The 13,452-nt window shown below is 39.2% G+C and carries 12 protein-coding genes and 3 pseudogenes; 6 read left to right on the top strand and 9 right to left on the bottom strand.

Going from position 1 to position 13,452, the window contains the following annotated elements; genetic code table 11:
• Positions 1-17 precede the first annotated feature (17 nt).
• On the bottom strand, positions 18-191 hold the full coding sequence (locus ACWYN3_RS24165; RefSeq protein ID WP_456216688.1) for a hypothetical protein: 174 nt from the start codon (positions 189-191) through the stop codon (positions 18-20).
• A gap of 48 nt (positions 192-239) precedes the next feature.
• Between ACWYN3_RS24165 and ACWYN3_RS24160 the strand changes: the two genes are divergently transcribed.
• Both ACWYN3_RS24160 and ACWYN3_RS24155 read left to right on the top strand, forming a co-directional pair.
• A complete protein-coding gene (locus tag ACWYN3_RS24160; protein ID WP_456216687.1) occupies positions 240-710 on the top strand; it encodes an esterase-like activity of phytase family protein in 471 nt (156 codons plus the stop codon).
• Complete coding sequence (locus tag ACWYN3_RS24155) at positions 700-1,083, top strand: hypothetical protein (protein ID WP_456216686.1); 384 nt, start codon at positions 700-702, stop codon at positions 1,081-1,083. Before ACWYN3_RS24160 ends, ACWYN3_RS24155 begins: the two co-directional genes overlap by 11 nt.
• 101 nt (positions 1,084-1,184) lie before the next feature.
• Here ACWYN3_RS24155 and ACWYN3_RS24150 read toward each other — a convergent pair whose 3' ends face one another.
• From ACWYN3_RS24150 to ACWYN3_RS24125, 6 genes and pseudogenes are all read right to left on the bottom strand, one after another.
• Positions 1,185-1,745, bottom strand: a complete 561-nt coding sequence (locus tag ACWYN3_RS24150) for a head GIN domain-containing protein (RefSeq protein ID WP_456216685.1) — start codon at positions 1,743-1,745, stop codon at positions 1,185-1,187.
• A 14-nt stretch (positions 1,746-1,759) separates the two neighbouring features.
• Positions 1,760-1,912 carry a hypothetical protein gene (locus ACWYN3_RS24145; protein ID WP_456216684.1) on the bottom strand — a complete coding sequence of 51 codons (153 nt, stop codon included), beginning with the start codon at positions 1,910-1,912 and terminating at the stop codon, positions 1,760-1,762.
• Positions 1,913-1,970: 58 nt separating this feature from the next.
• The gene (locus ACWYN3_RS24140) at positions 1,971-2,393 is read right to left on the bottom strand and encodes a hypothetical protein (protein ID WP_456216683.1); all 423 of its coding nucleotides are present in this window, start codon (positions 2,391-2,393) and stop codon (positions 1,971-1,973) included.
• A gap of 77 nt (positions 2,394-2,470) precedes the next feature.
• The gene (locus ACWYN3_RS24135) at positions 2,471-2,683 is read right to left on the bottom strand and encodes a M1 family aminopeptidase (protein ID WP_456216682.1); all 213 of its coding nucleotides are present in this window, start codon (positions 2,681-2,683) and stop codon (positions 2,471-2,473) included.
• The gene (locus ACWYN3_RS24130) at positions 2,638-3,627 is read right to left on the bottom strand and encodes a hypothetical protein (protein WP_456216681.1); all 990 of its coding nucleotides are present in this window, start codon (positions 3,625-3,627) and stop codon (positions 2,638-2,640) included. Before ACWYN3_RS24130 ends, ACWYN3_RS24135 begins: the two co-directional genes overlap by 46 nt.
• A 31-nt stretch (positions 3,628-3,658) precedes the next feature.
• Positions 3,659-5,530: pseudogene (locus ACWYN3_RS24125) on the bottom strand (CocE/NonD family hydrolase).
• A gap of 253 nt (positions 5,531-5,783) precedes the next feature.
• Between ACWYN3_RS24125 and ACWYN3_RS24120 the strand changes: the two are divergent.
• The 4 genes and pseudogenes from ACWYN3_RS24120 (at position 5,784) to lpdA (ending at position 9,300) form a co-directional block, all read left to right on the top strand.
• On the top strand, positions 5,784-6,131 hold the full coding sequence (locus ACWYN3_RS24120) for a GtrA family protein (RefSeq protein WP_456216680.1): 348 nt from the start codon (positions 5,784-5,786) through the stop codon (positions 6,129-6,131).
• Between the two features lie 14 nt (positions 6,132-6,145).
• Complete coding sequence (locus tag ACWYN3_RS24115) at positions 6,146-7,222, top strand: ArnT family glycosyltransferase (RefSeq protein WP_456216679.1); 1,077 nt, start codon at positions 6,146-6,148, stop codon at positions 7,220-7,222.
• A gap of 14 nt (positions 7,223-7,236) precedes the next feature.
• Complete coding sequence (locus tag ACWYN3_RS24110; protein ID WP_456216678.1) at positions 7,237-7,710, top strand: hypothetical protein; 474 nt, start codon at positions 7,237-7,239, stop codon at positions 7,708-7,710.
• Positions 7,711-7,893: 183 nt separating this feature from the next.
• Positions 7,894-9,300, top strand: a pseudogene (lpdA, locus tag ACWYN3_RS24105) (dihydrolipoyl dehydrogenase).
• Positions 9,301-9,316: 16 nt separating this feature from the next.
• On the opposite strand, the gene ACWYN3_RS24100 reads toward lpdA, so the two are convergent.
• Both ACWYN3_RS24100 and ACWYN3_RS24095 read right to left on the bottom strand, forming a co-directional pair.
• Positions 9,317-10,162 carry a hypothetical protein gene (locus ACWYN3_RS24100; RefSeq protein ID WP_456216677.1) on the bottom strand — a complete coding sequence of 282 codons (846 nt, stop codon included), beginning with the start codon at positions 10,160-10,162 and terminating at the stop codon, positions 9,317-9,319.
• 81 nt (positions 10,163-10,243) lie between these two features.
• Positions 10,244-13,441 (bottom strand): annotated as a pseudogene (locus ACWYN3_RS24095) (efflux RND transporter permease subunit).
• Positions 13,442-13,452 lie beyond the last annotated feature (11 nt).

Below are 13,452 nucleotides of genomic sequence, written 5' to 3'. Positions count from 1 at the left end.
TATTGTGGTAATGATAGTTATAGTTGATATTGCAGAATATCTATAATTATATCTACTATGATGAAAAACATTAAATTACCTGTGTGCACTGCTTTGTTAGCGGTGTCTCTTTTTACAGCCTGTAATAAGGCCAGTGACAGTCTTGTTCCTGAGGGTTCTTCTTCGGGACAGCTCAATTCAATTCTTCTCAATCAGCTTCTGGGGTTAATGGTGCGGTAAGTGCCAGCGGGGTTACTGTGTTGGGTGCACCGGTTGCGGAAGCGAAAATCTATAAGCTGATTAAGGGCTATGATAAAAGTGATAAGTTTGAAGCGAGTGGGGTTCAGTACCTGAATGGCTATTTTTACGTGGTTTCTGATAATCTGTACGAGATCGCTAAGATCAAGAAAAATCTGCCTGAGAATAGTGACGAAAATAGCCTGCTAGGCTCGGGATCCGGAGATTCGCAATTTGAAGGGATTACCTATGCACCGAAAAGTTCGCCGGGCTTTTTTGTTGTGGAGGAAACTGTTCAGAATGGCAGCAAGTATCAGCCTCGTATTCGTGAATATAATTCATCAATGGAATATCAAAGTAGTCTATGGGCAGATTATTCTTTTACAGAAGCTAATAGTAACAAAGGATTTGAAGGAATTGCATGGGTGTCACGCGGTGGGGTAGAATATATGCTTGCATTAATAGAAAGCCCCCGGCAAGATTGTGGTACTTAAAAAGACGAGTAGCCAGTGGCAGAAAGTCAGTGAGATCGTTCTTCCTTCATCAGCAAGTTTCTCGGATTATTCTGATCTGACTATTTCTGGAAATAAAGTAGCTATTACTTCACAGGAGGATTCTAAATTGTGGATAGGAACGCTTAGTGGCACGGAATGGGCTCTTACTGGTGGCAAGACTTACTCTTTTCCTACAGGGAATAGTAGTGGGGTAGTTGGCTCAGGAAACAATGTGTTGTATGGTAATGTTGAAGGGGTTTCCTTTATTAGTGATACGCAGATTGTAGTGGTTTCGGACAAGGCAAAATCTGATCAGCCTTCTTATCAAAAGTTTAAGGATCAATCGGTTCATGTTTTTAACCTGCCTTTGTAGGTTGTTTTTATTCTTTAGAGGGGTAAATCCCTCGTAAAGCGGCCCGGTATCTTTGTTGGATACCGGGCCGCTTTTTTGTTTTTATATTAAATCTTTGTTGCTTAATCTCTTCTTATGCTACCTGATCCTATGACTGTTTTTTTGACTGTGGCGTTGCCTGAATAACGGATATTCCCCGAACCGCTGATTACTGCCTCGATAGTTTTATTTGCGGTGATGTAAACGTTGGCCGAACCACTGATTTGTGCGGATAAGTCATTGACTGCAAAATCCTTTCCCTTAAAGCCTCCTGAGCCACTTAGGGTAAGGTTTGAGTCATCGGCCTTGCCACTTAGTTTGATAGATCCTGAGCCGCTGATTGTGCCTGTAAATGTTTTTACATTGGCAGTAGCTGTAATGCCTCCTGAACCGCTAAGGGTAGCAACTAACTCTGGCGAGTTAATCGTATTCTCAACTTCTATATTGCCGGATCCGCTCATGGTTAAGGAATTGATTTTTTTAGCCGTAATGTACACAGTTACCTGTGCCCGGTTATATCTTCTTGACCAGTCGTTCCACTTGGTTTTTGGTTTGATTGTAAGGACTCCGGCATTGATCTCTGTAGTCAGATTTGAGATAGCTTCCTGATCACCTTCCAGACGCAGGGATTCTTTGTTACCCATTGTGATTTTTACGGTCAGAGGACCACCAGTGGCAACGCCCTTGAAACTTCCGACTGGTCTTTCTTCTTCAGTAAAAGATCTGTTAATTTTTTTATAGGGCCGATGGCATTAGCGTTATAACCAAATGCCAGAAAAGCCAGTAGAAGTAAGCTATTTAATTTCTTCATTGCTGTTAGTTTTTTATAGGACACTAAGAATATTAATTAGTTGCATAAAAATCGGAAATTATTTACTCTTTTTTAATAAGATATAGAAATTAGGGTCTGCTTTGAAATTGGCTTCGCTGATGTCTTTGATCGCTATCGTTTGTGGCTTTGTTGTCGGATAGATAAAGCTAAAAATATCCTGGCTTAATGATACTTTTACGGGCATGCTGAATCCTTCAACAACGTCTGTCCAACGGTATATTAGTTTACTGTCTTTAATTTCATAGCTCAGTACAGGTACTTTTGTTGTTCTTAAATACTGATCAAATACTTTAGCTAATTTCAGACCGCTTTTTTTAATGATATAATTTTCAACTTGTTCAGTAGTTACGGTTTGGTGATAGAATGTTTTATTCAGGCCCCTTAAAATCTGACGGAATTTTTCGTCGTCCTGTATCAGCTGACGAATGGTATGCAGCATATTGGCCCCTTTGTAATACATATCTCCGGAACCTTCACTGTTTACGTTATAGGTACCTATTATTGGAACATCGTTCTGAATTTTATGTCTGATGCCGACTACGTAATCGGTGGATGCTTTTTTTTTCCGTACAGTGACTCAACCAACAGCGATTCTGAATAATTAGTGAAACTCTCATGGATCCACATATCGGCGATATCCTTCGAGGTTATATTATTACCAAACCATTCGTGGCCGCTTTCATGCACTGTAATAAAATCGAATTTTAATCCCCAGCCTGAACCTGAAAGGTCATTACCAAGGTATCCCATTTTAAATTGGTCCCGTAAGCAACTGCACTTTGATGTTCCATTCCCAGGTGTGGTGCCTGTACAAGTTTATATCCGTCTTTATAGAAGGGATAGGGGCCAAACCAATGTTCAAAGCTTTTGAGCATTGGCTTTACATCTGCATCCCAATGTTTTCTTGCTACTGCACTGTCTGCTTTTAATGACCAGTAATCTAAGGTAAGATCTCCGTCTTCTCCTTTGTAGAGATCCGTCCAGTGGGCGTATTTTCCAATGTAAAAGGTAATGTTATAGTTGTTGATTGGGTTACTCACAAACCAGTTGTATTGTTTATAACCGTCCGGCTGATCTGTTATGCTACGTAAACGGCCATTTGATATTTCCTGTAAATCTTTAGGGACGCTGATACTGATCAGCACACTATCCACTTCATCACTTTGGTGCTCTTTGGTTGGCCACCATGAACTTGCACCAAAACCCTGACAGGCCACAGAAACCCAGGGGGCTCCGGCCTTATCTTTACTGAAAAAAAACCCACCATCCCACGGTGGGTTTTTTGCAATGACTGGATTTCCTGAATAAAAGACCTCGAATTTATCTTTTGCTCCTTTTCTGATCGTGGAAGGGAAGGTCACGAATACAGCATTGAATTCTCTTTTGAAAGGTAATTCCTGATTTTTATAGGTTACCTTTTCAACTTTAAGGTTACTGAACAGATCAAATTGGAGTTGTTTGAAATCGGTTGTAGCCGTAAAATTGAATTCGTTACTTCCACTGATTGATTTGTTATCGATATCAACTTTTACATCCAGATGGTAGTAGTTGATATCGTAGCAGGTTCGTAATGGTGTCAGCATACCTCTTAAAGTATCTGCACGGGAGAAATTGTGCTTCCCTTTCAGAAGTTGTGCATCTGCCTTGATTAAGGCGCTCAGTACAATAAGCGTACTTAAAAATAATCTTTTCATCTATTTATTGTATGTCGGGTTGATGCTTTAATTATGGTTTTAATACGGTCACTGTTAATGAGGACGTATTGGCTTTGTCATGGTAAATACGGTGGGTTGCTTTCTGGAAATCTTTATCTTCTGCATGATAAATATCCAGGAACTTCTGAGGGTTTCTGTCCACTAACGGAAACCATGAGTTTTGTACCTGGATCATTATTCTATGTCCTTTTTTAAAGGTATGTCCTACATCTGGAAGACTGTAATTTACTTTGGTCACCTGGCCCGGAACAAAAGCTTCTGGTTTTTCAAAGCTATTGCGGAATTTACCGCGCATCACTTCACCGCGAACAAGCATCTCATAACCACCCATGATAATACCATTTGGGTTAACAGCAGGCTGAGCCTCATCTTCAGGATAGGCATCGATTAATTTAACAATATAATCGGCATCAGTCCCGGTAGTGGATACTGAAAGTTTAGCCAGCAGCGGACCTGTTAAAGTAATGTCTTCGGTAAGAATGTCTGTTTGATAAACTTTAACGTCTGGTCTGCGTGCAGCAAAACGCTGATCGTCGATCGATCATATATTCTCTTGTTCTCTTTTCCTGTATACCTTGCTGATAAGGAACCGGGTTATTCGGATCACTCACATATTCATCAAAACCAGTTTCTGTTTCCGGTGCTTTAAAGCTCAGTTTACCATCTTCCTGAAAATACAGGGTTTGTTCTTCTGTATCTTTTGGCGGCCAGCTGCTGAATTTTTTCCACTCGTTGCTGCCGGTCAGAAAAATAGTTGCTTCTGCTAAATCTGCATCTTTTTTATCCTTCAGGTATTGCATAAAGAATGGGAATTCTACATTTTGCTGATACCAGTTACTTGTTGGCTGCCCAAATTGTATATCGCCAAAACTACTTCCTGTTCCTCTTACCCAGCCTCCATGGAACCATGGCCCCATCACTAAGTTGTTTTTAGCTTTTGGATTTTGTTCCTCAATGGCTTTGTAGGTATGTAAAGCTCCATAAGCATCTTCGGCATCGAAGAAACCGCCAACAACCAGAACTGCTGGTTTTATAGCTGTAAGTAAGATGCTGACGGATATCCATCGCTTTCCAGAAAGAATCATAAGTGCCATGGGCCATCATATCATTCCAGAATTTAATCGTGTCACCAAAATATTTCAGCTTAACATTTTTTAGTGCACCAACACTTAAGAAAAAGCGATAGTTATCTTTGATAGGGAACTGAAAGCTTTTAGGGCCTTTGTCCGGAGTTATTGGGTGTGGTCTTGGAACGCCAAATACAGAGTAGAAGTTAAAAGCATCTGCCAGCATAAATGCACCGTTATGGTGAAAGTCATCTCCGCGAAACCAGTCTGTTACGGGAGCCTGTGGAGACACTGCTTTCAGGCCCGGGTGGGCACCTGGTAAAGATGCTGTTGAATAAAATCCCGGATAAGAAATCCCATATATTCCTGCTTTGCCATTGTTATTGGGGATATTCTTAATCAGCCAGTCAATGGTATCATAAGTATCAGAGCTTTCATCTATATCTTTTTTACTCTTTTTATTGGCAATATGAGGACGTACATCGAAAAATTCACCTTCACTCATCCATCTGCCGCGAACATCCTGATAAACAAAAAAAAAAGCCTTCTTTGATGAACAAAGCATCGGGGCCTAAACTGGTTTTGAATTTGTTCTCTCCATATGGCGAGCTCGTATATGGGGTACGGTTAATCAGGAAAGGATATTTTTGATCTTTATTCTTCGGAATATAAATCGCAGTAAACAGCTTAACTCCGTCCCGCATTGGTATTTGTTTTTCAATTTTGGTGTAGTTCTCACGGATATAGGCCGAATCCGTTACCTGTGCTATTGATGAATAGCTTGTTAAGAGGAGGCAGAGTGCCACCCAGAACATTTTATTAGAAGGGTTCATATGAAAAGTTTAGATGGTCTAAATATAAGGGATATCAGTTCTTTTTTATAAGACAGAGGGCTATATAATCTAAAATGTTACTCATTTTGACCCTCAATTCTAAAATGATTGTACCTTTGGTTCTCCTAATGACCAATCATGCCGCAAAAAAAAATTCAGTATAGCTTATTTTTCTTCTTTACTAACGCCAAAACTTCTGGCATTTATTAAATTTGGAATCACAGGGGTATGCGGGTTGGTTATAGATTTTTCGCTGACCTGGTTTTTTAAGGATGAACTGAATTTTAATAAGTTTCTGGCAAATGGGATAGGATTTACAGTGGCTGTGATCTGTAATTATCTGATCAACCGTAACTGGACATTCAAGGATAATAAATCAAAATCAGGATTACAGTTTACCGCTTTTTTTACGGTTTCATTAATCGGCCTGCTTTTAAATTCAGCTATCATTTTTCTATTAAATAATATGCTGCTTGTTAATTTTTACATCAGTAAGGCAGCAGCTATATTTATTGTTTTTTTTTTTGGAATTTCAGCGCAAACTATTTCTTTGTTTTTAAATCTCCTGACAAAGAAAAATTAATCTAAACCCTGGCTATGCAAAAAATACTGGCAGATCAGACTACAAAATGGCTTTACCTTTTTATCGGGTTCGCTGTGTTCTTAAATTTCACTGGGTTATTTGTTACAGTTATTGGGCCTGATGGTGCTTTATACGCCACCATTGCTAAAGGGATGGCTCAGCATAATAATTTCAGCGACTTACTGGTTGAAGGAAAGGACTGGCTGGATAAGCCGCATTTCCCCTTTTGGATAACTGCTGTTTTCTTTAAGGTATTTGGAATCAATACCTGGGCATATAAATTGCCAGGAATACTTTTTGTGCTTTTAGCAGCTATTTATACGTATAAATTTGCCAAAGAACTCTATTCTAAACAGGTCGGGTTATGGGCGGCTTTGTTTTTATTAACGGCACAGCACATTCTGATTTGTACAATGGATATTCGCGCAGAGCCTTTTTTGACGGGTTTGATAATTGCAAGTGTCTATCATTTTTATAAATCTTTAGGGAAGAAATGGTTTCTGCATTTAGTAATTGCTTCTGTATTTGCCGCTTGTGCGGTAATGACTAAGGGTATTTTTGCATTAATTCCTATTGGAGGGGCGATTGGCGGACATTTGCTAATCAGCAAAAACTGGACAATGGTATTTAATATCAGATGGCTGATTGCTTTGGCACTGATTTTTGTTTTTATGCTCCCTGAACTTTATACGCTGTACAATCAGTTTGATATCCATCCGGATAAAGTTATTTTTGGCCGTCAGGGTGTGTCAGGGATCAGGTTTTTCTTTTGGGACAGTCAGTTTGGAAGATTCTTTAACAATGGCCCGATCAAGAAGTCCAGTGGTGATCCTACTTTCTTTTTGCATACCATTTTATGGGCTTTTTTACCCTGGAGCCTGCTTTTTTATACTGCGGTATTTCAGTTTTTTCGCAAGAACTTCAAAAAGCCATTGCAGGCAGAGTGGTATTGTATATCGGGCTCTTTACTAACGTTGCTGATCTTTTCTTTATCAAAGTTCCAGCTTCCCTTTTATGTTACTATACTATTTCCCTTTTTTACGATTATTTGTGCCCAATATGTATGTAACCTGAACTGGAACGTTCGGTAAAAGCAATCAGGATCATGCAGCTCATCGTGGGGGGGATTATGATGTTCCTGATTATTGTACTGCATTATTTTTTTCAGCCGGATAACATCACTGTATTTTCTGCATTATTGTTATCAGGAGCAGTTGTTTTATTTATCATTGTAAGTTTTGCACCTGTTAACGGCCGCTATAAAGTGTTCTTCCAGGTTTGTACCATCGCCTTTTTTGTAAATCTGTATTTTAACCTGGCTTATTACCCACGGTTAGTAAAGTATCAGGGTGATAGTGAAGCTGCATTTTGGATTAATGAACATAATGAAAAGGACTTGCCTGTGGTGCGAAGTCGTATCGGCTTTGCTTTTGGAATGGATTTCTATCTAAATGCACCACTTTACTTTTTAACAGATGGCGATAAGTCTTTATTGCCTCCAAAACCCTATTTACTTTACGCGGATACTGAGGTTATTAATCAGTATATCAGCCAGGGGTTGAAGGTACGGGGCGTTTAAAAACGTTTGAAGGTTACCGTATTACAAAGGTAAATGGGAAGTTTTTGAATCATACTACACGTAAAGGAGTATTGTCAACTACCGAAGTAGTATTGATTAATTGAAAGATTAACAAGAAACACCCTTCTTGATGCCTTATTTCTATTGGGGATTATTAACTTTGTACAACAAAATTTTATCATTATGCAATACGACGTCGTTATTATTGGTTCTGGTCCTGGTGGTTATGTTAGCGCAATAAGATGTGCACAATTAGGGTTAAAAACAGCAGTTATAGAAAAATATAAAACTTTTGGTGGGACTTGCTTAAATGTAGGTTGTATTCCATCTAAAGCATTGTTAGACTCTTCAGAGCATTATCATAATGCTGCACATACTTTCACTACCCACGGGATTGACCTGAAGGATCTGAGTGTAAATATGTCACAAATGATCGCACGTAAAGACGATGTGGTTGCGCAAAATACAGCGGGTATTACTTACCTGTTTAAAAAGAATAAAATTGACAGTTTTGAAGGATTAGGATCTTTTGTAGATAAAAATACAATCAAGATTACTAAAACTGACGGAACATCTGAAACGATCACAGCTAAAAATGTAGTGATTGCATCGGGATCCAAACCTACTGCTTTACCATTTTTACCAATTGATAAGAAAAGAATCATTACTTCGACAGAAGCATTGAATATCAAAGAAGTTCCAAAAACTATGATCGTTATCGGTGGTGGTGTAATTGGATTGGAGTTAGGTTCTGTTTATGCACGTTTAGGAACTAAGGTTTCTGTAGTAGAATACCTGCCTTCAATCATTGCGACAATGGATGCTGGTTTAGGTAAAGAGTTACAGCGTGTATTGAAGAAGTCACTGGGAATGGAGTTCTTTATGGGACATAAAGTAACTGGTGCAACTGCAAAAGGAAAAAAAGTAACTGTTTCAGCATTGAACGCTAAAGGCGAAGAGGTGAATTTAGAAGCTGATTACTGTATATCGTTGCTGTTGGCCGTACGGCTTATACTGCAGGATTAGGTTTAGAAAACATTGGGATCAAAACTGAAGAACGCGGTAACAAAATACCTGTAAATGCACACTTAGAAACTGCTGTACAAGGTGTATATGCAATTGGTGATGTAATTACTGGTGCTATGCTTGCGCACAAGGCGGAAGACGAAGGTGTTTTTGTAGCAGAGACTATTGCAGGTCAGAAACCACATATTAACTATAATCTGATTCCGGGTGTTGTTTACACATGGCCAGAGGTTGCATCGGTAGGTTATACTGAAGAGCAACTGAAAGAAAAAGGTGTGAAATATAAAGCAGGATCTTTCCCGTTCAAAGCTAGCGGACGTGCTAAAGCAAGTATGGATACAGATGGATTTGTAAAAGTACTGGCTGATGAGGCTACCGATGAGATATTAGGTGTTCATATGATCGGTCCGCGTGCTGCTGATATGATTGCTGAAGCTGTTGTAGCCATGGAATTCCGTGCTTGCAGAAGATATCGCAAGAATTTGCCATGCACACCCAACTTATACTGAAGCTATTAAAGAAGCAGCTATGGCTGCGACTGCAAACAGAGCGATTCATATCTAGAATTGTTTATAAATCATTAAAAACCCGCGGTACTTGCTGCGGGTTTTTTTATGCCCGATTTTGGATGGGCTTCTGCCATTGCTTTTACGCCTAGTTGAATTAGCCTGAGGTTTTCATCCATGTGACCGTGTTGTACTTCTACGTTGATATAAGGAATATGATTCTGCATGGCATAGATGGAAAGTGAACCATCATCTACTGCTTCCTGAGATTGCAGGACTACATTTACATTTTCTTTTTTCAGCAGATTGAATACTGAAAGCTCTGTAACTAAGATCATGTCATCTTCGTCCATCTCGTAGTTTACATGAACTGAATCGGCAGTGCTGCCCAATTCATTTTCCGGCAAGTAGCTCTGAATGCCGAATCCGCCGTCGGCATTATTATGAAGGGTAAATATATAGCCCTGTTTATCATAGTTATAAGTTTTCATAATAGTCTTGCCTGTGTTTTTCATTTCAGTGATTACGGCTTGATTAGATGCTCCGTATTTCTCTAGTCCGATTGGAATGCCCTCATCTGTATAAATACTGTTAGGGTCGGTCTGATAGGTTATATCGTCTTCTATAAATTTAAAATTCCTTGCTCCTCCATACTGACAATCTAATATACTTCCGCCATTCATAGCAATGTAGTCGAAGGCAGCTTTTACACCGGTATCTTCGTTATCATGAATGGCTAGAAAATTAATGCTGGGGGTGTTATAACTGTATTTAACCAGATTCAATTCAAGATCTCCAAGCATGGTTTTAGTACTGTCTGTGGTCATACCTTCAAACACGGGCGGGTGCTGCTGCGCGCTAACTATGAAAGAACAGGTTAAAAGCAGGATAAAGGGTACTGTATATTTGATGATCGTCATATGCTTTGATTTATAAAATGTTATAACACAAAAAAAAAAGAACCACAATGGGTTCCTTTTCTGAATTTATATTAAATCATCTTAATGCTGATGATCTAAATCGTATTCATGAACTTCTTTATGATCATAAGGTTCTACCATTAATTCTTCAATAGTGACTCCTTTTTTATTGAATCCAAGACGCTCAAGGATACCATCAAAGATCTGGTACATTACCGGCACTACAATAAGTGTCAGGAATAACGAACTTAAAAGCCCTCCTATAATTACCCAGGCCAGACCGTTTTTCCATTCTGCACCTGCACCACCTGCAAGCGCAATCGGCATCATACCGATTACCATCGCAATAGTAGTCATCAGAATGGGACGTAAACGAGCATGGTTGGCCAAAACAAGTGCTTCATGTGTTGTTTTGCCTTCAGCTTTCATTTGGTTGGTGAAATCGACCAGGATGATCGCATTTTTAGCTACCAGTCCGATCAGCATGATCAAACCTAAAATCGTAAATATATTTAATGCATTATTAGTTAATGCTAGTGCAAGCAGCGCTCCGATAACCGATAAAGGTATCGAGAACATGACTACAAAAGGATAAACAAAACTATCATAAAGGGCTACCATAATCAGGTAAACAAGAATGATTGAAGCCAATAAGGCTATTCCTAAAGTTCCGAAACCATCTCCTTGATTTTCGGCATCACCGGCCCATACGTAACTTACTCCTACAGGTTTTTTAAGTTTACCTGATTTCTCCAGGTCTAACAATTGTTGCTGGAATTCAGCGACGATAGTACCTGTCGGACGTCCGATGGACTGTGCTCTTACTGAAACAGAAGTACTCTTGTCTCTTCTTTCCAGCTGACTTGGGCCGGAACCATTGGTGATCGCTGCAAACTGAGATAACTTAATCTGTTTACCTGCAGTATTCACAAAGATCAGATTTTTTACATCGTCAATGTTTTTACGGTTAAATGTCTGGTAACGGATGTTGATGTCATATTCATATTCTCCTCTACGGAATTTACCATCTGTATTTCCGCTAAATGCGTCTGCATAGTTGCACCCACTGTTTGCAGGGTAAGACCAAGTGCAGCCATCTTATCGCGGTCTACCTGTACGTTAATCTCCGGCTACCATTCTCAACTGATAACTTAAGCTCTGCAGATCCTTTGATCTTAGCCAGAACAGCTTTAGCGCCTTCGGCATATTTCATCGCACTGTCTAAATCTGAACCCATTACTACCAGTTCAATAGGTGCATTTTCTGCGATACCTAAAATACTGATCGGAACAGTTTTTACTTTTGCGCCAACCAATATTTTGGCTAGTTCACGACTTACCTTGGTCGCATAAATACTGGATACGTCTTCACGTTTACTTCGCTCAACCAGTTTTACATTGATCTCAGATTTATAAGCTGTAGCTTGTGTTCCTCCAAAGTCACCACTTGATTGTCCTACAGTGGTAATCAATTGCAGAATTTCTGGTTTTTTAACCAAAAAGGCTTCTGCTTTTTGGGTCACCAGATTTGTTTGCTCTATAGATAGATGCATCTTTAGGAAGTTCTATCTGTACAAGGAATTCTCCTTTATCACTTTTAGGGAAAAATTCAGTTCCGATATAGCCTGCCGGAATTAGTCCGCATGAACCAAAGAACATCACCAATACAATCAGTACTGTTTTTCCTTTATTGGCTAAAGACCAGGTTAAAATACTTGTAATCCAGATAGTGAATTTACGTAACTGACTTTCGAACCATAAGATGAAACGACCGAAAATGTTTTTGCCTTCTATCTTTTCTAACTTACCAAAACGGGATGATAAAAGAGGGACAATAGAGAAAGAGGTTAGTAAGGAAAGTAAAGTAGCAATAATTACTACGACACAGAATTGACGAAGAATGTTTGATACCAAACCTGTACTTACAGCAATCGGGAAGAATACCACGACAATTACCAGGGTAATGGATACTACTGTAAAACCAATTTCGCTGGTTGCATCGTATGCTGCACGAACTTTGTTTTTACCCATTTCCATGTGACGGTAAATATTTTCCAATACCACAATTGCATCATCGACCAGAATACCAACAACCAGGGATAGTCCTAGTAATGACATCAGGTTTAAGGTATACCCCAATACGCTGATCCCAATAAATGTTGCAATCAGTGAAGCAGGAATAGAAACCATTACGATCAGTGCATTTCTAATACTATGTAAGAAGAAAAGCATCACAAAAGCTACCAGAACAATTGCAAGCAATAAATCATGGATTACCGCATCAGCAGATTCTAAGGTGAAAATAGAACTGTCATTTGCGATGATTATTTTCAGCTCATTTTTCGCATAGTCTTTTTGAAGTGTTTCAATAACCTTGTGAACACTTTTACTTACCTCTACCGCATTCGCATCAGATTGTTTGATGATCTGTATCGCAATAGCTCCTTTACGGTCAATACGCGCTAGTTTTTCTACCTCTTTTTGTGCATCCCTTACATCTGCGATATCCTGCAAACGAATCTGAGCGCCGTCTTTTCCTGTACCTACAACTAATTTACGCAGCAGTTCATCTACGTTTTTATATTTACCAGATAAACGGATTAAGATATCCTGATCATGTGTTTTTACACTACCAGTAGGGAAGTCAAGATTTGATGTTAAAATTGATTGTTGAACCTGTAAAACAGATAAGCCGTAACCTTGAATCTTGTCTGCATCCAGACCAACCTCAATTTCACGTTCTTGTCCACCAACAAGGTTAACCTGTGCCACACCATTAACCCTTGATATAATTGGGGCAATACGTTTGTCAATCAGATCATAAAACGATGCATCATCCATTTTAGCAGATGCTGACATTGTAATCACTGGTAAGTCATCTAAAGAGAACTTATTTAATGAAGGTGGTTTTACGTCTGTTGGTAAATCCTTAAGAATTGAATTTACTTTACGCTGTGCTTCATTTAATGATAAATCGACGTTAGCCTTATCATTCAGGGTGATGGTCACAACGGATAAACTTTCGTAAGAAACCGCATTCAGTTTCTTAATATTCTCCCATGGAGGATACCGCGTCCTCAATTTTCTTGGTAACGGTATTTTCTACCTCACTTGGTGAAGCACCCGGATATACCGTGGAAATAGAGACGACATTCTGAGAGAATTTGGGCAGCAACTCATAACTTAAAGAGAAGTAGCTCAATAAACCCAGCAATGTCAGTACGCTGAATACCACGATGACAAGCGAAGGCCTTTTTATTGATATTTCTGTTAATTTCATCTATATATAGA

It is taken from the genome of Pedobacter sp. NJ-S-72, assembly GCF_053890575.1.
This window is presented reverse-complemented; position numbering and strand designations above follow the sequence as displayed.